Here is a 24,296-nt window from a genome sequence, read left to right as displayed (position 1 = left end):
ACTTCAAATCCCTATAGTTATCGGCAATAAATCGAATTTTACATGTTATTCTTCTATTCAAAATATTATTTTAAGAACCTCCAACTGATTACATTCTTTAAATTTGGTTGACATTAAATAAATCGTTATATTATATAGGTTCTTAGTTACAAGGAATATTTAACGCAATCGCTGAATAGTTTATTGGCAGTTGATCTTGGCTAGAATAAATCTAATGACATCTAGAATTGCAAACAACTTATTTCTAATGGCTCTGTCCTTTGTTACTAAAGGACGGGGCCATTAGTCGTTTTTTAGAAAAAGGGGCTATAACAGAGACCTCACTTAGTGGACAACTTTATGGAATGGAGGAGTTTTATGACTAAACGTGCTGATAGAAAAGTAAAGTTACAAAACAATTATCTCAAAAAGGGGAGGGGACAAGGTGTTGGGGAGAACTACCTTCCGTTTATTCAAGCACATGATAATAAAATAGCCTCAGAGGGGTGGTTAACACGACATAAAGGGTGGAAAACAAAACGAACACATCATACCTTGTCGGAGCATGAAAGGAAATATTTATATTATTGTGAATGGTTAGATGGAATATCTGATATTCGAGAGCAATGGCCGCTTCTCCCCTTAGAAAAAACAATGGAGATCGCTGAACAACTTGGCATTATACATCCGCATTTAGATGGTAAATCTGTGATAATGACAACGGACTTTATGTTGACGCTGCGAACAATATATGGATTTCGAAATGTTGTACGAACCATAAAACCTAAAGAGAATTTAACCGTTCGTACTTTAGAGCTCTTTGAAATTGAAAGGATTTACTTTGCAGAGTTAGGTATTGACTGGTGTATTGTTACGGAAGATAAAATTCCATATTTCCTTGTGAAAAATGTTGAATGGATGGCACATGCGAAATATTTGGATACACAACAAGTAGTTAATGAAGAGCTTATTGAATTAATAGCAGATGATATATACGAGATTTTTATCAATGATGCTGCTAAAACATCGATCATGAACCTCTGCATTCGAACAGATAAAGCAATTGGACTGACGAAAGGCAGTTGTATGTTTATCCTGCAGCACATGTTAGCGAATAAAAAATGGGAGACTGAAATGAACAAAAAAATTATTAGAGAAAGTGAACCACTGAGAATTTTTAAGAGCGACATTCAGAATAAAATAATTCACCTAGCTTAAAAAGGAGATGATTATTTGTGCAAATAGTAATTAATTCAATCATTGAGTATTTGTGTGAAGATCTAAAAGCTACTGAGATATTACGTGTATTGTGGATTGATAACAAACAAGAAAATGCTGTTGTCGTAAGCATCGATAACCCCCGGAAATTGTCTTACCCCTATTTCGTGAAGTGTGAAGATCTTTTATATGATATAAGAGAGAGAAAGTGCAGGTTAACTGAGCTAGAAGTTGATATGAGAATTGTTTCACCTGATGAAGAATACCTAAATAAGTACAAGGAAAATAGAGATCGACGTTGGAATCTTATCAAGGATATTGTACAAAAGGAACCAGATATTTATTTATCTAAAAGTAGAGGGAAGTTAATTGAGGAGGCAAATTTAGCTTCTGGTAAACCTAAAAAGGTTATAAGGGATAATTTATTGAAATACTGGTTTTACGGTAAGTCAATAAATGGCTTACTTAATAATTACTTTGATTGTGGTATTCCGGGTAAAGAGCGAGTGTACAAGAAAAAAACTGGCCCAAAAACTACAATTAGACCCATGATAACAGAAGCAGATAAAGAAATTTTTAAATCGGCTATAAATGTTTTTCACATTCGGTTAGGAATGAATATTACTAAAGCGCATGAAAGAATGTGTGAGACGTATTATAAACGTGGTTTTTATCGAAAATACGGCGTTAGAGTTCCGATTGTTAATCCAGACGAAAGCCCGAGTTTACGTCAATTTCGTTACTGGTACAACAATGAGTATCCTAAAGCCTCCCAATACAGAAATAAGCATGGCAAAAGGCGATCAACCATGGATACACGACCAATGGTTGAAGATGCATCCGAAAAGGCAATATGCGTTGGTGCAGTGTTTGAGGTAGATGCAACTAAATCAGACATTTTATTAGTGTCTTTTGATCGTAAGACAATACTTGGAAAGCCACTATTATATGTCGTAATGGATGTATTTAGTAGATTAATTGTTGGTTTTCATGTGAGTTTAGCAGATGCTTCGTGGTTTGAATCTATGTTAGCAGTAGAAAATGCAGCAACTGAAAAAGTAGAATTTTGTGCACGTTATGGTATCGAAATTAGTGAAGAAGAATGGCCATGTCACTATTTACCAAGGAATCTAGTTGGTGATCGCGGAGAGTTGAAAGCGCAACTATCAGAAAGGTTTGTCAATTTAGAAGTCGATGTCTTAAATGCACCATCCTATCGTGGTGATCTAAAACCTTTTATAGAATCAAACTTCCATATAACTAATGAGACGATTAGACAATTATTATCCGGCTCCACAGAAGCTGGAGCACTTGAACGAGGAGATTATAATCCGGCTCCACAGAAGCTGGAGCACTTGAACGAGGAGATTATAATCCGGCTAAGGAATCAGCTTGGACTATCGAAGAGTTTAATCACTTTTTAATTGTGTATTTTTTAACATATAACAAAAGTGCTTTGAGTAAGGATTTCACTGTTACAAAAGATATGTTCACTGATCAAGTTGAACTTACCCCATTAAATGTTTGGAAGTGGAGTAAAGGGCGGAGATTACTTCATCAACGATCTAGAGATGAGTTGCGTTATAATCTATTGCCCCGTGCTTCAGCGAAAGTATCTCGTCGTGGTATTGAATATAGAGGGCTTAACTATACTTGCAGTAAAGGTATTGAAGAGGGATGGTTTGTGGGGAACGGACTTGGAGTAGGTGGGAAAACTGATATTGAAATCACATTTGACCCAAGAAATTGCAGTAGTATCTTTTTTAAGTATGGAAAAGAATTGCTACAGTGTTTACTTACCGGAAAATCCAAGGAATTTGATGGATTACATTTTGATGAGGTGGACAAAATCATGAACTATCGTGATAACCAAATCAAAGAACAAGAAAAACAAGAAAAACAACATCGTTCTGAGTTACATGCCTTTACTGCAGAACTTGATAAATCAGCAACGAAGAAGACAAAAGAAGCTACAAAAGATGTAAGTTTCTATTCTAGAAATCAGAACAAACGTGAGACTAGAACAGCAGATAGCAAAGTTTGGGGGGCAATGGGAGCAATGACTAGCGTATCACTGGAACCGATAATTGCAGATAAAGGTTCTACTACAAATGAGGTTAATATCATACAATTTCCAACTTCCAATGACTTGAATGAGAATACGTATACCACTGAAGATGATAGAAAATCACTATATTCAAGAAAAATTCAAGAAAAAAGAAAGAGAGATGCGGCCGATGAATAACGAAGGGGCTGCTGGGCTAAAAGGAACACATGTTATGGCAAAATATAATGAGCAAGTTCATCCAAGAAATCAAGGTAACCCATTTATAGAAGCTTTACCAGAACGTATCGAAGAAGATGAATTTATTGATATGCTCTATTCAACCCCGCCTCTTGCTTCAAAGTATTCAAAATTATGCACTGAAGATCGATTAGAATTCGTACAACAAATCAAACCGGACTTCTGGTTGCCGCTTCCTAATCACTATGAGAAGTATCGTAATCTATATTCGATGATAAAAATAGGTTATCAGTCAAGAAATCCAATGCACGCGATGTATAATCGTCAGTTTGCTATTGGATGGGATGAAATATATAAAGCTGGGGTAGACGAAACCGGTGCAAATCTAGCTGGAAACATTTCTACAGCACAAAGTCTCGTTGAGATTGCTATTAACGGTTATGGAAAAACTCAATTATACGAGCGAATATTAATACAACTATTTCCCCAAGTAATTCATCATAGTGAATATCAAGAAAGAATGCTACCAAAGACCCAACTTGTTTGGTTAAAAGTGGAGTGCCCATTTAACAAATCAGTTAAGACATTTGTAAGAATGTTTTATTCGGAGTTAGATAAGGTATTAGGGACTGATTACTATAAAAAATTTGCGGAGAAACCTGGAGATACCGGTAAACTAGCCGATAGAATGGTAACCACAGTTGCTGAAACTCATCTCGGCGTATTGTTTATTGATGAAATTCAAAAAATACAAACAGCTTACTCTGGTGGCAAAGATAATATGATCGATTTTATTACTCAACTTGTAAATACAATTGGAGTTCCAGTTGTCTTAATCGGCTCATTTAAAGCGCTTTATTTATTCAAAAATTCTTTAGCGAATAGCCGAAAGTGCTTACCAAACGGTGATGCTGAGAATATATCCGGTTATTTACTTGAGGATAGTTGGGACTGGAATCATTTTATTGAAAACCTCTGGGATATTCAATACACAAGAACTTATACGGAAATCACACCAGAACTAAAGGCAGCAATGTACTATTATTCTTTAGGAATTCCCGATATAGCAGTCAAGCTTTTTATTCATGTGCAATCTCGTACCATTGTAAATGGTGGAGATGAACGTATTCGGTTAAGTGTTATTCGTGAGGTAGCAGAAAAAAATCTTAAATTGGTCCAACAAATTTTTGACAGAATACGATCAGGAGATCCATCCACATACGCAGACTTAGATGATATTAAACCCGATTGGGCTCCTCTCAACGGATATCTAAAAGAGGTATCTCATAGGATTACCATTCACGGAAGCTTAGCAGAAGATCATGCACGAACGCTTCAAAAGAGAAAAAAAGAAGAAATATTGATTGAACTGACTAGATTTGCACTGCTATTAGTTCAATCTTCAACAGAAGCAGAATCGATAGCTAATAAAGTCTATGATGTCAGTTCTGGATTAGCTGAGTTTACATTAATGTATAGTCAAATAGCACAACTTGTTATGGAGAATAAAGATAACTCAGAAATTACAAACAGAAAAGATAAGAACACAAACGTGGAAATTCCCAAAGTTAAAAAAGGGAAGCCATTAAAACCAGCGATTGCAAAAGATGATATCCGTTATGTTGTTCAGTTGGGGCATAAACGGGGGCTAACGACAGAAGAGGCGCTTGAAGAAAAAGGATATATAAGAGCAGTGGACGAGCTGCTAGATTTGATATCACTATAAAATAGTTGATGAAAGGATGATCGAAATGGATAGGATTCTTTCGTTCGTGGAGCCTTTTCCTGACGAAGATTTCCGAAGTATAATCTATAGGTATTATTTGCATTCCGGAGATTTTGAATTTATACATACCCAAAGTAAACTCTTCGGGGTACGTTCTTATAAACAAAAGATATTCCCAAGAGGGCTACAAACAATGTTGAACAATTTACCTGTTGGACACAAATTTACGGTAGAAAAGTTTCTCAATGAGCACACATGGTTTGGATTATATAAAGTGTTTCTTACCCAAGAGAGAATTAGTCAAATGTATCAGAATATATTGCATGGGGCCAATAAAGGAAATGCGAAAGGACAGCTTCAAATATCTGGGGTACAGGCTATTTTATCATCCGAGATTAAATATTGTCCTACTTGTGTGATAAATGATGAAATAATGTATGGTGAAGTTTATGTGCATAGAGAACATCAATTGTCTTTTTTACAAATATGCCCCACTCATCTTGTACCACTGTATATCAGATGTACCAAGTGTATGAGTAAATACGGTGATAATCAGACTGGCCTTTTACTTAAAGGAACAAGGTGTAAATGTGGTAATACCCTTCCATCTGAACAAATAGAAATCAACTCTATGCATAAAATGCAAATAAAGTTATTTAATGATATTGCCTTCGTTAGAAAAAATAATTTGAAACTGAATGTTGATACAGTTATTTTAAAATTTACTCAGGAACTTTTTGCTCATAATTTTATTACTCCGAGAGGAACAATGAAAAAAAATGAAATTCTAACATTCTATAAAACTAACACAAAATCCTTAGATTTTAAGGAGTTGGGATATGACAAAATGGATATGGATAGTAAATACGTTAAGAATAACTTATTTAATCCGAAACAGATGGTGAATTATATTCCGTTTTACTTTCTGCTAGCTCAATTATTATCAGGTTCTTTTAAACTACTAACAGCGTCTGAGAATAGGTACGCTATAAAAATTCCCTATGGAAATGGACCATGGGCTTGCCAAAATTGCAAATGCCCTTTATATGGTATTGAGAGAGTTAGTCATTGTGTTCGAGATGTTAATGATCGTTCAGGGATATATTCGATCAGGTATTATTGTGATAGCTGCAATCATGTAAGTATTATTAAAGGAGATGATATAGATTGTATTAAGAAGAAGAGTAATGAATATGCTAATAATAGACTAATTGCATTAAATGAAATATGTACAGCCTATCAAGAAGTGGCAGTGGCATCTAAAGTAAATTTTGAATTCAAGTTAGAAAAGAAGAGAATGGAAATGATTGAATTATTAACTGATCATACGTGTAGAACACGTAGTGAAGTAAAAAAACAATCTGCATATCTTTATGAATGGCTGATGAGATATGACAAGGAATGGTTAGAATCAAGAATGCCTCCCAAAAAAAATGAAAAAAAATTGGATTTTAATGTTATTGATCAGGATTTACAGTGTAAAATACGTGAAGCAGCTGGGCGTATTTCATCAGATTACTATTTACCCATCCGCAGAGGAACGATTTTGAAAAAATTAGTGCCCTTAGACAGAAATAGGTTCAGACATTATAATGATGATCGGTTACCTTTAGCTACATTAGAGATTGATAAGTATGTTGAAACAACAAAACAATATTTAATTCGTAGTATCCCCAAGCATTATGATAAAATTTCAGCTAACAACAGTAATGAAATGACAGTAAGTCAATTTAAAAATAAAGCTTCTGTTAGGTATTATTTAAATGGTGATGAAGAAGTAGATGAACATATCCGGAAATTTCTTTTTGAAAATAAGTGTTTATCTAAATAATATGAACTCTTTATCTGCGAGGCTTTAGAATAATATCAAAATAAAAATTATGAGACGTAGGAATTATTCATATATGTTATGGGGAAAATATTCTTAATGCCGAGTAGTAGGAGTGAACGCATTATGATAAATTTCCCTTTTTTATTTCCTGATGAAATACTGTATAGTAATTTAGCAAGATATCATAGAGATTCAGGAAGTGAAAACCATAAACAAACAGTAGACGATTTATTTGGAGATAGGAATGTATGTGCAGCATTGTTGTTTCCATCTCACCTAGCCGCTCTTTGTAGAAATATACCAATAGGAAGTAAACTTACACCTGAAGAATTAATAGCTAATCATACATTTTTTCCATATTATGCGCCTTTTCTTTCTCATGAAAAGAATTTAGGTTTGGAGGAGATAATGATCTTGGACAAAGGGGCTAGTGTATATATGCATTTAGGAAAACCAGCCTCGACATTAAAGGCAGAAGAAAATCTAAAATATTGCCCGAACTGTGTTGTTCAAGATCGTGAAACTTATGGAGAAGCATATTGGCATAGATCGCATCAGGCAGAGGGTGTTTTTATATGCCATTATCATAACAATGTTCTGATTAGAAGCAATGTATCTCATGCTAAGCAAAGAAATAAACATGTATTTATTTCTTTAGAAAGTATTTTGGAGGATACAGTCGGACACCAACAGATTTTAATACAACCGCACTCTTTTGAGATAATAGATTATATCGCTAAACAGACCTATATTCTATTAAATTATAGGTTCGAACCACTTGGATTAGAAAATATTAATCAGTTTTATGTTATGAAATTACAACGAATGGGTTTATCCAATCATTCAGGAAGAATTAGATGGGCGGATGTAATTCCTGCATTCACTCAGTTTTTCGGTAAAGAGTTACTTATGAGTCTTCAAAGTTACATTGCACCTTCGCAAGAAGCGACGTGGTTACATAAGTTACTTCGAAAACCACGAGTTACATGCCATCCATTAAGGCATCTACTAGTACTTAAATTTCTGGGTGAGACTGTTGAAAGTACATATAATGGAATATGCCATGATAAGCTATCTTTTGAGCCTTTTGGAAAGGGTCCCTGGCCATGTCTTAATAAAGCTGCAAAACATTATAATGACTCGATAATCCAGTCGTGTGAAGTTACTAGAGACTCCAAAACAGGGAAGCCTGTAGGCACGTTTTCGTGTTCATGCGGGTTTGTTTATTCGCGTAAGGGACCAGATCAAACCATGGAGGATCGTTTTAGAGTTGGAAGAGTGAAAAAATTTGGAGAAGAGTGGAGCGAGAAGTTAAGAGTAATTGCTCAAGAAGATATTCCCTTGAGGGGAATGGCCAGAATACTTGGGTGTGATCCGAAGACGGTGGTTAATAATTTGACTAACAAAGATATCATTGCTGTAACTAAGATTGAGAATCAGCATGAAATTATGGTATATAGAGAAAGATGGAATGGATTAAAAAAGAAAAATAGCCATGCATCAGTAACTGAGTTAAGGAGACTAGATCAGGCTGGATATACATGGTTGTACAGACATGATAGAAAGTGGCTGACTGAAAATACGCCGATTAAGAAATACGAGGCTATTCAGAAAGAACGAGTTAACTGGAAAGAACGGGATGTTGAACTTGCTAAAGAGGTAAAAAATACTGCTGATGCTATATTAAATGAAAAGCATACTAAACTTATCAGAGTTACAAAGACTGAAATAGGGAAAAGGATGGGAAAGTTACCTCTGCTATTTAATATGTTACATAAACTACCTGAGACATCAAATCAGCTAGATAATGTACTGGAGTCGATAGATGAATTCCAAAGTAGGCGAATTGAAATCAGAGCATTAGAATCAATGAAAACAAATACCGTTATTAAGCATTGGGAGCTCGTTCGAGCTTCTGGTTTAAAGGTGGAATTTATAGGAAGTCATCGAGAGCTTCTTAATGGTTTATCTGTTAAATAATTCTAATGTTTTAACATGGTATACTCTCACTAGCCAAATTATAAACCTTGGATTTGATGTGGCTTCTCTCCGCTGATGCCCATAGCAAAATCGATAACTTTGTCCTGGGTGCTTCCCAGATAAAGGCTTAGATTCAATTCATTCAGGCAGATAGTGATGTAGCGATTGGACAGTGATCGAGACTGCTATTTCTGAATATCCTCGAGGGCTGTGGGCGCTAATAATACTGTGTTGGCTGTTCTTCAGCCTGGTACCCTAGGTGCTTTTCACAAATCACACTTACACCTAAAGGAGTCTTCCCCGAATATGGTTCACTTTTTGTAAAGTGTCTACTATCCGGGGTTCAGTTCAACTATTACTCTGTAGTTTTATTTTCTTACTTTAAGTACAGAGAATAAATGTCCAGGATGTTATACAAGCCATCCAACAATTCCTTAACTTCTGGAGTTCTTTCTGAATGTACATATTGATCTGAGTAAGTATACGTTGTTGGAGTCATCGAGCTGTGGGAGGTTATGAAATAGTTATCTGGCAAGTCAAATGTTTTATTGATCTTTTCGATTTGTTTATTGTACAGTTGGGAGTCCAGACTTTCACCTTTGATGATCTGATCAATGATAGGTCGGGAGATGTCTGATAATTTGGACAAAGACAATTTGGAATAGCCTTTCAGCCGAAGAAAAGTTACTAAGTTTTTAGCAATCATTTCACGATAATCGTAAAAATTTAAGCTCATGTTATGACACCTCTTTAATCATTAGATAAGAGTAACTGCTTTAAAAATACAGAGATTATTGTGGTTGATTGGATCCCCTTGCTCAATAATCAATGTGGTAAATAGATTTACAATAGCTTCTCCATAATCATAACATCTATAAAAGCACTATCCATAACGCCTTGTTTCTCAAAAACTCCAACCTCCCTGTAGCCCCTTTTCTGATACAATCCTTGACCTCCTTGGTTGAAGGGAAAGTTAAAAAGTACGATTTTATAAAATTCTTGCTCTAGTGCTGACTTTTCCAAGGATTCGAGAAGGGAGTTTCCTACACCTTGTCCACGAAAGTTACGATCAATGTAAACGTTTAGATCACTGGGATGATGAGAAGTTTGCAGTTTTCGTCCAAGCTTGCAAGATCAAAGGCGGTTTTCAATACCCTTAATAATGCGTCCGTTTTCGTAAAATACGGTACTGGACGAAGAGGATTACGCTAAACATTCCTGTAGGGAATAAGAAATAGGCTTTGTCAAAAAGAGAGCGCCTCGGTATGATGGGTTTGTCGACGGGTTAAATACCCAACACCATCAAGGAGGCGCTCTTACTATGAAGTTTAAGCAATCAGACGGACAAAATCAACGTATTGAACGAATTACTCCTTCGCATCTTGTTATAGGGATCGACATGGCGAAAGAAACACATGTGGCATAGGCAACGAACTTCCGGGGAATCGTGGTTTCTAAACGTCATCTTTCGTTCTCCAATACCATTGAAGGATTTGAAAAGCTAGAACGTTGGATGGCCGAATTACAGCAGAAACACCGATTAATGAAGGTTATCATAGGAATGGAACCTACCGGACATTACTGGTTTAACTTGGCGAATTGGTTAGTAGATAAGTGCCTAAATGTAGTTATGGTGAATCCAGCTACGACTAAACGAAACAAGGAAAACCGAGATAATTGCCCTTCGAAGAGCGATCCCAAAGATGCCCTGGTGATCGCAGATGTAGTTAGCCGAGGCTACTACTATGAATATTCCCGTCAAGCGCTTGTGTTTCAACGCTTACGTACGATGATGAGCGACCGTGAATTCTGGGTGACCAACAGCGTAAGGTTGCAAAACCGAATCGTGCGTTGGTTAGACATTCGGTTCCCTGAATACCCTTCTGTATTCAAAGATTGGACCTGCAAACGTTCCTTGGCGACGCTGAAAGTATTCCCTTGTCCGCGGGATTTGGAGAAATTTACTGTACCCGAAGTCATAGAGGCTTGGAGAGCATATATGCAGCGAGCTGGAGGCTCTACCGGCATGGAGAAAGCCGCACAGCTAATTGCGCAAGCGAGACGGAGTGTGGGAGACCAGACTGCTATCCACGAAGCGAAAATGGATTTACAACGGCTCGTGGAGGAGTATGAGCGGATCATATCAATGCTTGAGCAAATTGAAACAGACGTTGAAGCATTGTTTAGCGAGATTCCGCTGGTTAAGCAACTACGAACCATAAAAGGGCTTGGTACGATCTTCATTGCTGCAATATTGGCTGGTACTGGGGACTTAAGACAGTATGCTCATGGACGTCAGCTTTTACGAAAAGCCGGCTTAAATCTGGCCGAATGTATGTCCGGTAAAAGGAAAGGGAGGATTGTGCTCTCTAAACGGGGAGATTCAATCTTGAGAAAGTATCTGTATCTAGCCACAATTCAACTGGTAGGCAGCAATCTTGTATTCCGCAAGTTGCATGAGCATAACGTCCAGGTTAAGAGGATGAAAAAGCAGCAATCTATATTTAAGCTGCTTGGGAAGTTGGCACGAATTCTAGTAGGTCTTGTTCAGCGAGGGGAAAAATTCTCACCTGAAAAAACAGTCCAGAACTGGGCACAAGCGGCCTAAAACCACAAGTAATCACGTATGTTGACTCGTTCGCAGGATTTCAAAAAGAAAGCACGGAGAACCGAGTTCGTGTCCCAAAAGGGCTCAGACCCATCCGCTAAACGCTATCGGTCTCCACACCTTGGACAGGTGTAACGAAGGAATGTAAGGGCATAGACCCGTTGAGTCGTGGGGGGTGAACCTCCAAGGATAAAGTGCAGTATACGTGTAGTAGAAACTGTCTGGGGAAATATTCCTGAGTATCCCTCTGTTCCCGCATGCCCAATCGCGAACCCATCAGCATGAACTGCATACTTTCCATAGATTCTCCTAATTTCAAGGCGACGAAATCCTGCGAATGAATGAGCATATGTGAGATAAACCCTTAAAACCGAGGGACGGGACACGTTAGTTCAATGAAACAGCGACGGCTAAGGAAGATTTAGCTTTAGCACTCTCGAATGGTATTATTAATGGGTATCCTGATAATACTGTCAAACTTAAGAATAATATTACTTGTGCTGAAGCTGCAGTAATGATCCACGACTTTTAGAAGTGCTAGGATTAACCTGATAGTATAGCAATGTATTTGGAATGCGGCGACGTATCAAGCGCTGTGATCTGTTCGATCCGGAAAATTGTAACATTTATCATTTTTGCTTAATGGCAAATGGTGTATTATAGTTGCTACACCAAAAACTGTTAACACCAAGGAGGCATAATGGAAAAAGTTCTTGCTTTAAACATGAATATCGATCTTACTACTGAATGTTTCACTTTTTTTAGACTTGCAATAGCTTTGTCAAGTGACAAAAATATTCCATGGTATATCGAACATTTTAATAATTATTCATTAGCTAATTATAGGTGGGGAAATAAGTATACAATGTATTATGATAATTATGAATATTTCACACATTTTGATTCGGTATTGGATGTAAAAAAAGTATATCTAGTTAATAATATTGTAACCGATATTATAGAAGCAATTAATAATAACGGCTATTTTATGGTAAATTGTGATTCTTACTATATACAAGGTGACCAAAATTATCAAAAAGAACATGTATTACATGAAATGTTGATATTTGGATATAATGAGGAACAGCAAGAATTCGATTTTGTTTCCGTTAATATTAATAATGTTATATGGGGAAAACACAAGCTCAGTTTTGAGAACCTAAAAGCTGCATATGAAAGCTGTATGCAAATTGTTAAGAATACATATACGGATTATGGATGGATACAAATGCGAAATTTTGATTTACCAACAAGTATTTTTTATTTAAAGGAATACAACAGGCAACCGAGGTTGGAATTGTTTTACGAGCAAATCAGTGCATGTTTACAAGGCGGGGAGTCTCTAAGAAAAGAGATAGACAATGGGAATCCATCTTATTTCCCTACTAGACACGGAATTACCGTATATAAAGGTATTTACGAGGATTTCTTTGGAAATCTAGAAGCACAAGATACTTTCCCCCATGACTACGAATATGCTGTGTATAAGCTGAAATTTTTAACTGAAGTAAAAGAATCCCAATTCAAAAAAATCAGTTATTTAGATCAATCTAGACTTCTTCCGATTAATGAAAACCTTCTAATGAAAGCAGATATTCTATGCAATACTCTTAAGGAAGGGTTTCTTTTGATGTTGAAGTACACCATTACTTCAGATAAAAACATACTTGCTAAAGCTAAGACTAAATATATGGAAGCAGAACTTTTGGATATTCAAGTATTAAGTAAGTTAAAAGATTCTTTGCAAAAAACTTTATGTTGTGAGCTTCATTCATAAGCGAGGAAAATAATTTTTATCAGGAAATAGCATATAATAGTTTGTGATAAAATTCACATAACCATATGTTTAATCAATAAAGGGAGGTAAAAGGTTTGTATAAAACGACACGATTTATGAAGAAAACACTCGATGAAAATGGAAACCTTCTATTGTTGAACACTTATAATGGGCATCTGCTTAAAATCCCTAGAAGCAACAAGGATATGTATGAAAAAATCCTAAAAAACCCCAACTCAGTTCATTCTAACAAACAGATCCATGATTATTTAATGGATAAGGAATTCCTTATTAATAGCCATGTTGATGAGGAGCGGCGAGTTGAGGTTATGTATTTAGAAACTGTTAGATCTCAGGAGTTTTTACACTTAGTTATATTACCAACTGAAGATTGTAATTTTCGTTGTGAATATTGCTATGAATCTTATAATAATGGAAAAATGAAACCAGAAATTATTAGATCAATTAAACTTTATGTAACTAATGAATTGAAAAAATATCAAAAGTTAAGGGTTGAATGGTTTGGTGGTGAGCCTTTAGAAGCACTTGATATTATCGAGGACCTATCAGAACACTTTATTAAGGTATGTAAAGAACAAGGAAAACCATACTTTGCGTCTATAACTACAAATGGTTATAACTTAACTAATGATGTTATAAAAAAATTGATTAAGCTACATATACTCAGGTATCAAATAACTCTTGATGGTCCTCAGGATGTACATGATAAACAGAGAATACACCAAAATAATTCTGGGACATATGAGCAAATCTTAACTAATTTAAGGAATATTAGAGATAAAGAGAAAAATCGTATGTTTTATATTACCATAAGAACTAATATTAGCAAATCAGTTAAAGAGAGAATTGAAGAACATATAGATGTCTTATCAAATGAATTTAGTCACGATAAGAGATTTGGTGTAATTATGAAAGTAATTTGGGATAATGAAAAAGGAGAAACTGATTTTAATAAGATTGAATTATTAGATACTGGCGATCTCCATGAAGTACTTACTCTTTGTAAAGATAAAGGGCTTCAGTTTGGTTTAAATAGAGGACAAATTGCTAATAAAGGATCAGTTTGTTTTGCTGCATTTGCGAATTCATTGGTTATAGGATCAGATGGTAGATTGTATAAATGCACTGTATCCTATGATAAAGATATAAATAAAATTGGATGGTTACTTTCAAATGGTAAAGCTGATATTGACAAAGAAAAGTGGGCTTTTTGGACATCAAGAAAACCTCAAAAAGGTACGTATGATAAGTGCTTGAAATGCAACTTTCAACCAGCCTGTTTAGGAATCTCGTGTCCGTTAAATGCTTTTGATGAAAATGGGAATCATGTTTGTTCAGGTATGAAAAATTATTTGAATGATTACATGATACTCTGTTCTGAGAATGAAGGATTATATACTGAAGTTGGTGATTTCATTGAACATTAAAGAGTCGATAATTGAGTGTTTAGCAGAGTGCGGAATTGATATTAGTAGAGATAATTATGTTGATGAAATTGACTCAGTGACATATGTTAGTTGTTTAGTTGAATTAGAACAAAAGTTTGAAATTGTATTTCCTGATGAATATTTAGCTGAAAATTTCTTTGAGGAGATAGATAAACTAGTAAGTATTATAGAAGCTCTAGTTCAGGATAAAGATAAAGGATAAGTTCAGGAGGGAGGTGAAAACATGAAAAAACTGTTAAAGCCTATACGCAACAACAAAAGAGTTATAGCTTACTCATCAACTGAAAACGGAACAAACTTTGCGTGTAATATTGTAGCGGGATGCAGTTGAAATTTAATTCTAAGGAGGATTCTAAATGAAGAAACTTATAAAACCTATTAAAAATCTTAAAATGGTAACAGCTTACACCGCTTCTGAAAATGCCTCTAATTTTCAATGTAATGTAGTAGCTGGTTGTAGTTAAATCAGAGCTGTAACAAAACTTGGGAGGAATAGTTTATGAAGAAACTTATTAAGCCTTGTAAACTTTTAAAGATCAATTTAGTTGAAGCTTATGGGGTTGAAGGAGGAACTAATTATTCTTGCAACGTTGTTGCTGGTTGTAGTTAATCCATTCGCTAAGCTTTAAATAAATTTATTGATGCAGTCTATTTATAGAATTTTTTATGGACTGCATCATAATAAATTTAAAAGTTATTAAAAAAAAGCGCATTTTTACCTAATTCAGGTTACAGGAGTACATATGAATTATAAAAAAAAATTATGGGAAAGTAATACAGGGAAATCCGTTAATATTGTTGTTTTAGATAGTGGAGTGAACATTAATTCAGAATTATATAACCAGGTGAAGGCTGGGTATGTAGTAAACGGATCTTTGAATGCCTTTACTGTGAGTGAGGGGGAGTATGGGGACACTATTGGTCATGGTACTGCGATTGTGGATATATTAATGCGAAATGTACCTGATGCCAATATATACTGTTTAAAGATGTTTGATGATGATCTTAGTATTTCTATTGAGAAATTTATATATTCACTTAACTTTATATTAAATCATATTGACTGCGATATACTACATATTAGTTCAGGTATTACATGTTTAGAAAACTATGATGAATTTTATAATGTGTGCAAATTAATTTCTGAAAAAGGAATTATTATTGTTTCAGCATTTGATAATGATGGTTCAATTTCTTATCCAGCAGCTTTTCCTTTTGTTATAGGTGTAGATAAAAGTGATAATCCAAATCTAAAAATAAGCGAATATGAATGGGTAGATAATAATGTTATTAACATTAGAGCGAGTAATTCTTTCCATAGAGTAAAATGGTGTACGCCTCCTAATACAATAGTTAGAGGGACGAGTTTTTCTTCCGCATACATTTCAGGTTATGTTGCAAAAATAATTAGTTCCGGTCTCAGTGATATTAAAGATATAAAAGAATACTTAAGAAGCAGTTCGAAATTCGTTTTTCCTTCAAGTCATGTGGAAAATAAAAGAAATATATCGGGTGATATTAAGAATATTAATAAGGCAATCGTTTTTCCTTTTAATAAGGAGATTCATTCTATTGCTAGGTTTGTCGATACTTTACCCTTCGAATTAACAGGTTTTTATGATGTGAAGTATAACGGAAATATCGGTAGGACAATCTCAAGTATTCTTCAATGTGAAGTTGATCATAAAATTATGAACTATGAGATAATTAATTGGGATGATAATTTTGATACAGTTATTCTTGGCCATTGTAAAGAGTTATCAAAGATTATTAATTTTGATTTATTATCATACATGATTGAAATGTGTAAAAAACATCATAAAAAAGTTTATACTTTTGATGATATAAGTAGCTATATTTCAACACTGGATGAAGAGTATCATGACTTGTTTATGTTTCCGTATATTTCAGAAGAACATTTAATAAAAAACCGTTTTGGAAAGATGCGACGTATAAGTAAACCAGTACTCGGGATATGGGGGACTAGTTCAAGGCAAGGTAAATTCACATTGCAATTAATATTAAGAAAGAAATTTATGGGAAGTGGCTATCAGGTAGGACAGATTGGAACCGAACCTTCTAGTCTTCTATTTGGCTTTGATGAAGTCTATCCGATGGGTTACAATTCATCTGTTTATTTGCAACAATTTGATTCGATTCAATACTTAAATGAAAAAATGTGGGAAATCGAGGCTGGTAACCCAGATATTATCATAGTAGGGTCTCAATCAGGATCTGTACCATATGATACCGGAAATATTTTGCAGTATCCTGTGAAACAAATTGATTTTATTCTAGGTACTCAGCCAGATGCATTTGTACTTTGTGTCAATCAGTTTGATGATATTAATTATATAATTAGAAGTATAAAGTTTTTAGAAGGAATTACCACTGGGAAAGTGATTGCTCTTGTTCTTTTTCCGCTCAAAATAAGTGAAAATAATATGGGTTTTGGTTTCAGAAACACTCCAATGAATTACGAAGAGATTGAATTAACGAAAAGCAAATTCACTGAGCAATTTAATATCCCGGTATATTTATTAGGAGATATTGAAGAAATGGATAGATTGTTTGAAAATTGTGTTGATTTCTTTAGTGGGCCACAATAACAGACTTTATCATAGCCTTTTTGAATGTGAAATGATATTAGTGGAATGGGTGGGGGAAATGTGAGATTCAGGAAAATTGTTAGCAATAACATGTTAATGCTAAGTTATGCATGGAAATACTATAAAGCACGATTATTAGGACTGTTTATAATTTCAATTTTTTCGGCAGTAGGGGCTTTAGGAAGTGTCTTGTTTCCTAAATATGCAGTTGATTATTTAGTTACAGATCAGCCATTTAATAAATACGTTTTCTTAGTTTTGATTTTTATGTTTATATTCTTGATGAATATTATTATAAATAATGTATTTAGTATTGTGGTTTTTCAAAAAGGTGACAATATTATCAAGGGCAACGTTTCTAGGGAATTAATGAAAAAAGTACCCTCTATTGATATGGAATGCTATGAGAATCCAGATTTTTTTGATAAATATACAAGGGCTGTTAGTGAAGCTGAGAATAGAGTTATTAGTGTTTTGAATACAGTTCAAGCTTTGTTATCAAATTTATTTACTTTAGGTACATTAATAACAATAATGTTTATTCTAAGTCCTATAACGATTACAATCGCAATTATAGGTGTCATCTTTCCGCTATGGGCAAATGTTAAGAACAATAAACTTCTTTTGGAATTTGAAAATAGCAAAACACATTCAAATAGAGGTGTTGGATATATAAATAGAATATTTTATTTAGCACAATTTGCAAAAGAAATTAGAACTACAAGTGTAGGGGGGTTATTACTAAAGAAGCATAAGAGATTCTGTGAAAAAATTGATGTAATAATCAAGCGCTTCACTCCGAAAATAGCTAAAAATGCAATCTTAGGAAGTGGTTTGTTTACGCTCTTTTATAATGGGGTTGCAAGTATTTTTATAGGTTATGGGATTAAGGAAGGCAATCTTACTGTAGGAGATTTTGCAGCGCTAATTGCAGCAATAAATATTGTCGGTAACAACTTAATTTCAGTATTCAACATTGTACCTGAATGTTATAAACATAGTCTCTTTATTGAGAATTTTAAAACTATTCTCGATTATTCACCTAAAATTGTAAACAATGATAATTCAATTAGTTTAATTACAAAAACACCTCATTCTTTTGTGATTAATAATATTACATTTACTTATTCTAATTATGATAAGCCTATTTTGAAGAATTTATCTTTTAGAATTTGTGCAGGTGAAAAGGTTGCTTTTGTAGGTTTAAATGGTGCTGGAAAAACAACAATGGTAAAGCTTCTTGAAAGATTATATGATCCTGATGAAGGGGAAATTTTAATTGATAGTCAAGATTTAAGGCAAATAAAATTAGAGTCGATTCACAATTCAATTTCAACTGTATATCAAGATTATCAATATTATGCTTTAACAATAGCTGAGAACATACTTATGAGAGAAACACAGGGAAAAGAAGATGAAGATATTGTTTGGTCTGCATTAGAAAGGAGTGGGCTATCTGAAAAGGTGAAAAATCTACCGAAAGGTATTTACACAGAATTGACACAGGAGTTTGACAAGGAAGGAGTAATGTTATCAGGAGGTGAGATCCAAAAATTAGCACTAGCTAGGATGTTTGCATCGGATAGCGGAATAATCATTTTAGATGAACCCTCAAGTGCTCTAGATCCTATAGCTGAACATGAAGTTCATCAACAAATGATTGATGCATCAGACGGAAAGACAGTGATATTAATATCGCATAGATTGTCTACTACTCGTATGGTTGATAGAATATTCCTCTTCAAAGAAGGAAGTATTCATGAAGTAGGCTCTCATAATGAACTTATGGATTTGAACGGTGAATATGCTCATATGTTTAAATTACAAGCAGAAAAATATTTACCTTAGCCAATATGTAAAAAGAAGATAACTTAAAGGAGAATAATAAGTGCAAATTACCGATCAAGAAATTAAAGATAATCATGAAATTTATCTTCATTTTCTTAGGTTTTTTAATGAATACTCCAACAAAGAATTTAAATGGGATGAGGATGGTTTCATATATGATTATCGTGATACCAGATTAACTAAATTAAGAGAAGATTACCGATTAGAATGTGTAGCGGGCAAACATAATAATGAAATTCTACGCTTATTAAACATTATGAGATGGGCAAATGAGATGTTAAGGCATAAAAGAACAGGTGATTTTCCTGAAAGTTCTATTAATGCTCTGAATATTTTAAAATTTAGTAGAGAAAAACGCGTCACCGTTAATTGTGCTATGCATTCAATTGTCTTAACTGAAGCATTATTATCACTAGGTTATCCTGCTAGAAGTATATCTTGTTTACCTATGGATATAGAGGTGTCTGATAGTCATGCAATTTGTGTAGCTTATTCTAAGTCATTAAGTAAATGGATAGCTCTTGATCCATCGTTTAGCATATATGTCACTGATTTGAACAATAATATTCTAGATTTGAATGAAATTAGAAATAAAATTATACAAGGAGAGGACATAACAATAAACCAATATAAGAGAATCAATACAAGTGATTTTGATACTAACTGGTATAAATCATATTTAACAAAGAACTTATTTAGGTTTGCATGTAATCAAAAGACTAACTTTAATCATTTATCTTCCAACGAACATATAGTATATTTTTTACATCCATATAATTACCTACCGAATAATAATACAGAGGCAGTTAAAAAAATGAATGATATAACATTTAAATATAGATATATAAGCAATCCTTCTTTTTTTTGGTCTATACCTTAGTCCACTTACTAAAGCTGAGTTTAACATTTATAATTTTTGAGAAGGAGTTGTACTATCAGATGAATTATCTACATGAAACAACTGAAAAACAGATTCGCGAAGTACTTCTGAAAGGGGTTCCAATACCAGAAGGAATGCTTGAGGATCTTGTTGAAAGGAATTCTTTAAGTACAGATGGAATGATGAGATTGAAAGAAATCATGAAGAACCCTAAAAACGATGTTAAAAGTATAACCGTAACTATTTCAGATGAAAAGATAGACTAATTAGAGGAATTAATTAAGTCAGGACATGTGAGTAATCATAATGAGGGTGACCGCATCCCCTATCTTTCCCATTTTATTGTCGGATTGGATGCGGCCAGCCTGGAAAACAACACGCCGGTTCAGGTTTTTGCTCCAGTGTACGGCGCGGCGAGAAACAGCGATGACGATAAAATGGTGAAAATTGATCGTGACGGCAACAAGGTTAGGCATCAAAGCATGTTTTTTACTTTTCACGCCGGCGAGGACTTCAGGCATTTGAATTCCGGTTTGCGCCGAATCGACGAGGTGATCGATTACTGCAAGTTTCACTCGGGAGATCGCATCGGGCATTGAATTGCGCTGGGTATTTCGGTGGAGGCGTGGCTGAAAGAAAACGGCAAAATCATTATTCCGCAAGGGGAGTATCTCGATAATTTGCTGTGGACATGGGGAGTCTACACCAAAATTTCGGATATCAACTACAAAACACATTCGTACTTGCAGCACAAAATACATGAGGTGGTTAAAAATATATTGGCCGACGAATTTGATTACAGTATTTCCATCGAAATGTTATATGAAATATACAAAAGGCGTTTTAAAGAGATTCCGGACAGCCTAGAAATCGGAAATGTTTCATTTGCGGATACCGGCAGCGGGTTGGGGCAAACGAAATGGAGTCCGGATCGCCTTATGCGTATGTATCACGAACGCGTTTATCTGGAACGGTTCGCCGCTCCTATCTATGTTAACGCTACCGACATCGAGAAGGAAATCACAATGGATATGCAGCGTTACGTCAGGCGAAAAGTAGCCATGAACGGCATCGTCGTTGAAGTAAATCCATCCTCGAACCACACCACCAGCGAAATGAATTCGCTGTTCGATAATCAATTTTTTCAAATCAATAAGCCGCATGACAAAGAGTTGGATAATATTATGATCAGCATTAACACGGACGATCCGATCGTATTTAACACCAATATTAGCAATGAAATTGCTTACTTATATTACGGCATGCTATACCGGGGTATTGGGAAAAGCGCCGCAATTCACTGGATAGAGAGCATTCGGAAATCCGGAATGGATACGTCTTTCATTCGCGACAACATCAGCAATTATGACTACATAGAACAGTTGGATAACTTGATCGCCGCGCTGCAAGATCCCATGTATTGCGAGGATTGTTAGCCTGCACGATCCAACCTTGAGCATGAACGCATTGTCGAACCCGTCCTTTCGTCTTGTCGACGAAGGGACGGTTTTACGTTCAAGGGCGCAACCTACTCTATCATTGCCGGCTCCAACTCCCTAGTGCTCAATTTCTCAAATGACCCAACACTGACAGGGGAATCTTTCCAAGGGTTATTGTACGCTTGATGAACGGAGCAAAGTTCATAGAGGTGATTCCGGTGGTCGGAGGACCAAAGGCAACTGAAATACTGATGAGTGAGAAACAATGCGAAATACCGGAACAACTGATAAGGTGGCGAAATACACCGCAAGCTTTGGCTAAACGGGCGCGCGTAGTGTTGGAGTCGGTCAAAGGCGTCAACAACATAGCTATTAGCGAGCTTTTTGTCATTCGATCGTCCGCAGGTTGTCCTTTGGCGCTGGCGTTGGATTACGTTACCCAAAGTTTTGCCGCATCGAACAGGCGCATTCTGAAGAATTGGAAGATGCCATTGCACAATTACTTCAGGATAAACCTCGCCCCGGAGCACCGACGACCTTTACCGAACAACAAGTACAGCAAATCGTGGTAATTGCATGTGAAGTTCCGACGCTTAACGGACGGCCGTTTAGCAAGTGGACGCCGCACAAGTTCGTGATGAAGCGATCAAACATGGCATTGTCTTATCCATTTCGCTCACACAAGTATGGCGTTTCTTAAAATGAAGCCGATCTTAATCCGTACGGTCGTAAGGTGGGATCAACGCCAAACCACAGGATTCTGTTGTGTTTACCGAGAAAACAGGCACTATCGATTGGCGCCACTGCTTCACACGCTTGGTGTGCACGACGTGCCGATTGACGAAATGACAGGGATACAGGTAATGGAGCGACTTCATTCCTTACTTTCGGTGGGACTGGGAATGGTCCAACGGCAAGAATTTGAATACATCCGTCAAGGCTCGCTCAGACTCATTTCCAGCTTGGCGGTAGTCGTGGATAAAATCGTTTTATCCACACAATGGTGCTGACACATTACGAAAATAAATTTGCCACTTATATCGAGCAGTTGATTCAAAGCGACCCACAAGCCGAACGGGTATTTATCGTCAATGGACTGAACACCCATCAGTCAGAGAATCTGGTTCGACAGGATGCACTGCATTACAGATTGGATGATGCACTCAGGAAGAAAGGCAAATCGGTGTGTTAGCCAGACAAGCCAGCCGGGTTGCATTTTTGTCCGATTCGTCACATCGCATCCGATTTGTTTATACGCCCAAGCACTTGTTCCTGGTTAAACATGATCGAATTATGGTTCAGTATTCTGGTACGTCGCTTACTTAAGCGTGAAAATTTCACCAGTACATTGAACTTAAAGAAACAAATCGTTCAATTTATCGATTATTTCAATGCAACGATGGCTATGCCGTTCAAATGGGCATACAAGGGTAAAGCCCTATGCATAGAATTGTTGGCATATTTGAGCTATGGTGCACTAGTTGAAGTCCAATGCTGTTCCACATTAAGAATAACGATTAGCCTGATTTGTTGGTACTTTCCATCGCCACGCTTATGAACTTGCTGTTATATCCTGCGAGGAGAACCTTTCCAGAAGAAGTGGTAAAATCAGAAGATGAGTTGAGGGTTGGGATGGAATTTGATCGGAATTAATTTAGACACATACTTTAATGTAAATGCTAGACACAAACCTTAATGTCACGACTCATTAGAAGGCTAAGTTCTAGACACAAACTATAATGTAAATTTAGACATGGACCAAAAACCCGGAATCCCTTGATTTTACTGAATTTTTCAGACACCAACAATAATGTCACTGAACAAATCTGTCTGGTGACAATAAAGTTGGTATCTAGACATTAATGTAAGTGCTCAGACACTAAAGTTAGTGCCTTTACAAAATAGTTGGTCCTAGAAGTTGAATAGGCCCATTGAATATCGACATAAAAGTCCCGATGAGTCTTAAATCATCGGGACTTTTTGTCAGAAGAAAATAATGTTTTAGATTGAAAAATAAAGTGTAAGACAGGGGAAAATAAAGTACTAGACTATCGAGTGCATTAAACTCCCGGGCAGGATAGTGGAATTAAGATTTGGGTTGTATAATCAAAATAGTATAAGCATTTTTATAAAATGGATAAATAAGGAGAAAATATGAACACTGAAGATTACAAAGGTAATGATGATTTACAACTGTATGATTCAGTCATAAAGAAACTCATAATTGACCACCAAAACAAGACCGTTGAGTTTTATTTTCTTAAGGTAATTGAGCGAGTAGACAGAAGTGAGCACAGCTTTACCTATAAAGTAAGGGAAGCAAGGCTAAAATTTTCAGGTGTGGTATATGCGAAACTACCTTATTGGATGGAATTTGATGAATGGAGTGAATTTTACCGCTCCGCAGTTATAAAACTTCAAGTGTCCTACAAAGAGTCCCCGAACGAGCACAAAAACACAAAGAACTCCTACATATCTATTTGGGTATAGACAATGGTAATGAATATGTAGAACAAGATATAATCTGCGAAAGTTTTGCAATGGAATTGGAACCAGAAGAGTACATTTTGCATAATGATTTCGACTGGTTATATGAAGAATAATACTGATATGCATTCAACTCCCATGAAAATTAAATCCGCGAAAAACCTCAAAAAGACAATAATAAATTAGACCTAGCCGAATGA

General features: G+C 35.6%; 20 protein-coding genes and 3 pseudogenes. 20 read left to right on the top strand and 3 right to left on the bottom strand.

What is annotated here, in order from left to right; translation table 11 throughout:
- The first annotated feature begins 357 nt into the window (after positions 1 to 357).
- The 6 genes from L1028_RS18850 to L1028_RS18825 all read left to right on the top strand — a co-directional run bounded on the left by L1028_RS18850 (position 358) and on the right by L1028_RS18825 (position 8,979).
- On the top strand, positions 358 to 1,197 hold the full coding sequence (locus tag L1028_RS18850; RefSeq protein WP_234537321.1) for a TnsA endonuclease N-terminal domain-containing protein: 840 nt from the start codon (positions 358 to 360) through the stop codon (positions 1,195 to 1,197).
- A gap of 17 nt (positions 1,198 to 1,214) precedes the next feature.
- Positions 1,215 to 2,621, top strand: a complete 1,407-nt coding sequence (locus tag L1028_RS18845) for a hypothetical protein (RefSeq protein ID WP_234537298.1) — start codon at positions 1,215 to 1,217, stop codon at positions 2,619 to 2,621.
- Positions 2,622 to 2,623: 2 nt separating this feature from the next.
- The gene (locus L1028_RS18840) at positions 2,624 to 3,442 is read left to right on the top strand and encodes a hypothetical protein (RefSeq protein WP_234537295.1); all 819 of its coding nucleotides are present in this window, start codon (positions 2,624 to 2,626) and stop codon (positions 3,440 to 3,442) included.
- Positions 3,435 to 5,168 carry an AAA family ATPase gene (locus tag L1028_RS18835; protein ID WP_234537292.1) on the top strand — a complete coding sequence of 578 codons (1,734 nt, stop codon included), beginning with the start codon at positions 3,435 to 3,437 and terminating at the stop codon, positions 5,166 to 5,168. Before L1028_RS18840 ends, L1028_RS18835 begins: the two co-directional genes overlap by 8 nt.
- 16 nt (positions 5,169 to 5,184) lie before the next feature.
- Positions 5,185 to 6,999 (top strand): TnsD family Tn7-like transposition protein, encoded by a 1,815-nt coding sequence (locus L1028_RS18830; RefSeq protein WP_341482568.1) that lies wholly within the window; start codon positions 5,185 to 5,187, stop codon positions 6,997 to 6,999.
- A gap of 123 nt (positions 7,000 to 7,122) precedes the next feature.
- Positions 7,123 to 8,979, top strand: a complete 1,857-nt coding sequence (locus tag L1028_RS18825) for a TnsD family Tn7-like transposition protein (RefSeq protein WP_234537285.1) — start codon at positions 7,123 to 7,125, stop codon at positions 8,977 to 8,979.
- Positions 8,980 to 9,355: 376 nt separating this feature from the next.
- Here L1028_RS18825 and L1028_RS18820 read toward each other — a convergent pair whose 3' ends face one another.
- The gene (locus L1028_RS18820) at positions 9,356 to 9,715 is read right to left on the bottom strand and encodes a hypothetical protein (protein WP_234537283.1); all 360 of its coding nucleotides are present in this window, start codon (positions 9,713 to 9,715) and stop codon (positions 9,356 to 9,358) included.
- 107 nt (positions 9,716 to 9,822) lie between these two features.
- Positions 9,823 to 10,071, bottom strand: a pseudogene (locus tag L1028_RS18815) (N-acetyltransferase family protein); the annotation flags it as partial.
- Between the two features lie 229 nt (positions 10,072 to 10,300).
- Between L1028_RS18815 and L1028_RS18810 the strand changes: the two are divergent.
- From L1028_RS18810 to L1028_RS18775, 9 genes and pseudogenes are all read left to right on the top strand, one after another.
- Positions 10,301 to 11,587, top strand: a pseudogene (locus tag L1028_RS18810) (IS110 family RNA-guided transposase).
- A 421-nt stretch (positions 11,588 to 12,008) separates the two neighbouring features.
- A pseudogene (locus L1028_RS31725) lies at positions 12,009 to 12,119 on the top strand (S-layer homology domain-containing protein); the annotation flags it as partial.
- 168 nt (positions 12,120 to 12,287) lie between these two features.
- Positions 12,288 to 13,364 (top strand): hypothetical protein, encoded by a 1,077-nt coding sequence (locus tag L1028_RS18805; RefSeq protein ID WP_234537281.1) that lies wholly within the window; start codon positions 12,288 to 12,290, stop codon positions 13,362 to 13,364.
- Between the two features lie 95 nt (positions 13,365 to 13,459).
- The gene (locus L1028_RS18800) at positions 13,460 to 14,812 is read left to right on the top strand and encodes a radical SAM/SPASM domain-containing protein (RefSeq protein WP_234537277.1); all 1,353 of its coding nucleotides are present in this window, start codon (positions 13,460 to 13,462) and stop codon (positions 14,810 to 14,812) included.
- Positions 14,802 to 15,035 (top strand): acyl carrier protein, encoded by a 234-nt coding sequence (locus L1028_RS18795; protein ID WP_234537255.1) that lies wholly within the window; start codon positions 14,802 to 14,804, stop codon positions 15,033 to 15,035. The genes L1028_RS18800 and L1028_RS18795 overlap by 11 nt, the downstream gene beginning before the upstream one ends.
- A gap of 541 nt (positions 15,036 to 15,576) precedes the next feature.
- Entirely contained in the window at positions 15,577 to 17,442 is a 1,866-nt protein-coding gene (locus L1028_RS18790) for a S8 family serine peptidase (protein ID WP_234537252.1), read from the top strand.
- Between the two features lie 90 nt (positions 17,443 to 17,532).
- Positions 17,533 to 19,290 carry an ABC transporter ATP-binding protein gene (locus tag L1028_RS18785; protein ID WP_234537232.1) on the top strand — a complete coding sequence of 586 codons (1,758 nt, stop codon included), beginning with the start codon at positions 17,533 to 17,535 and terminating at the stop codon, positions 19,288 to 19,290.
- Positions 19,291 to 19,330: 40 nt separating this feature from the next.
- The gene (locus L1028_RS18780) at positions 19,331 to 20,170 is read left to right on the top strand and encodes a transglutaminase-like domain-containing protein (RefSeq protein WP_234537230.1); all 840 of its coding nucleotides are present in this window, start codon (positions 19,331 to 19,333) and stop codon (positions 20,168 to 20,170) included.
- 59 nt (positions 20,171 to 20,229) lie between these two features.
- Positions 20,230 to 20,436 (top strand): hypothetical protein, encoded by a 207-nt coding sequence (locus L1028_RS18775; protein WP_234537225.1) that lies wholly within the window; start codon positions 20,230 to 20,232, stop codon positions 20,434 to 20,436.
- Positions 20,437 to 20,454: 18 nt separating this feature from the next.
- On the opposite strand, the gene L1028_RS18770 is transcribed toward L1028_RS18775, so the two are convergent.
- A complete protein-coding gene (locus L1028_RS18770; protein WP_234537224.1) occupies positions 20,455 to 20,766 on the bottom strand; it encodes a hypothetical protein in 312 nt (103 codons plus the stop codon).
- A 21-nt stretch (positions 20,767 to 20,787) separates the two neighbouring features.
- Between L1028_RS18770 and L1028_RS18765 the strand changes: the two genes are divergently transcribed.
- The 5 genes from L1028_RS18765 to L1028_RS18745 all read left to right on the top strand — a co-directional run bounded on the left by L1028_RS18765 (position 20,788) and on the right by L1028_RS18745 (position 24,099).
- Positions 20,788 to 21,606, top strand: a complete 819-nt coding sequence (locus L1028_RS18765) for an amidohydrolase family protein (protein WP_234537220.1) — start codon at positions 20,788 to 20,790, stop codon at positions 21,604 to 21,606.
- Positions 21,607 to 21,791: 185 nt separating this feature from the next.
- A complete protein-coding gene (locus tag L1028_RS18760; RefSeq protein ID WP_234537217.1) occupies positions 21,792 to 22,181 on the top strand; it encodes a hypothetical protein in 390 nt (129 codons plus the stop codon).
- Between the two features lie 114 nt (positions 22,182 to 22,295).
- Entirely contained in the window at positions 22,296 to 22,619 is a 324-nt protein-coding gene (locus tag L1028_RS18755; protein WP_234537214.1) for a hypothetical protein, read from the top strand.
- A complete protein-coding gene (locus L1028_RS18750; RefSeq protein WP_234537210.1) occupies positions 22,610 to 22,801 on the top strand; it encodes a hypothetical protein in 192 nt (63 codons plus the stop codon). Before L1028_RS18755 ends, L1028_RS18750 begins: the two co-directional genes overlap by 10 nt.
- 962 nt (positions 22,802 to 23,763) lie before the next feature.
- On the top strand, positions 23,764 to 24,099 hold the full coding sequence (locus L1028_RS18745; protein ID WP_234537207.1) for a hypothetical protein: 336 nt from the start codon (positions 23,764 to 23,766) through the stop codon (positions 24,097 to 24,099).
- Positions 24,100 to 24,296 lie beyond the last annotated feature (197 nt).

The organism is Paenibacillus pseudetheri, assembly GCF_924513355.1.
GTDB classification, from domain to species: Bacteria; Bacillota; Bacilli; order Paenibacillales; family Paenibacillaceae; genus Paenibacillus_AQ; species Paenibacillus_AQ pseudetheri.
Note: the sequence above shows the minus strand (reverse complement) of the source record. Positions and strands in the feature narration are given on the sequence as shown.

What these genes read in the sequence shown, in the direction of transcription:
- L1028_RS18835 (WP_234537292.1), top strand. Translation starts at nt 3,435, where the DNA reads ATGAATAACGAAGGGGCTGCTGGGCTAAAAGGAACACATGTTATGGCA.
- L1028_RS18820 (WP_234537283.1), bottom strand. Translation starts at nt 9,715, where the DNA reads ATGAGCTTAAATTTTTACGATTATCGTGAAATGATTGCTAAAAACTTA.
- L1028_RS18755 (WP_234537214.1), top strand. Translation starts at nt 22,296, where the DNA reads ATGGCGTTTCTTAAAATGAAGCCGATCTTAATCCGTACGGTCGTAAGG.
- L1028_RS18775 (WP_234537225.1), top strand. Translation starts at nt 20,230, where the DNA reads ATGAATTATCTACATGAAACAACTGAAAAACAGATTCGCGAAGTACTT.
- L1028_RS18770 (WP_234537224.1), bottom strand. Translation starts at nt 20,766, where the DNA reads ATGCCCGATGCGATCTCCCGAGTGAAACTTGCAGTAATCGATCACCTC.
- L1028_RS18750 (WP_234537210.1), top strand. Translation starts at nt 22,610, where the DNA reads ATGGTGCTGACACATTACGAAAATAAATTTGCCACTTATATCGAGCAG.
- L1028_RS18745 (WP_234537207.1), top strand. Translation starts at nt 23,764, where the DNA reads ATGAACACTGAAGATTACAAAGGTAATGATGATTTACAACTGTATGAT.
- L1028_RS18790 (WP_234537252.1), top strand. Translation starts at nt 15,577, where the DNA reads ATGAATTATAAAAAAAAATTATGGGAAAGTAATACAGGGAAATCCGTT.
- L1028_RS18785 (WP_234537232.1), top strand. Translation starts at nt 17,533, where the DNA reads ATGTTAATGCTAAGTTATGCATGGAAATACTATAAAGCACGATTATTA.
- L1028_RS18850 (WP_234537321.1), top strand. Translation starts at nt 358, where the DNA reads ATGACTAAACGTGCTGATAGAAAAGTAAAGTTACAAAACAATTATCTC.
- L1028_RS18830 (WP_341482568.1), top strand. Translation starts at nt 5,185, where the DNA reads ATGATCGAAATGGATAGGATTCTTTCGTTCGTGGAGCCTTTTCCTGAC.
- L1028_RS18825 (WP_234537285.1), top strand. Translation starts at nt 7,123, where the DNA reads ATGATAAATTTCCCTTTTTTATTTCCTGATGAAATACTGTATAGTAAT.
- L1028_RS18805 (WP_234537281.1), top strand. Translation starts at nt 12,288, where the DNA reads ATGGAAAAAGTTCTTGCTTTAAACATGAATATCGATCTTACTACTGAA.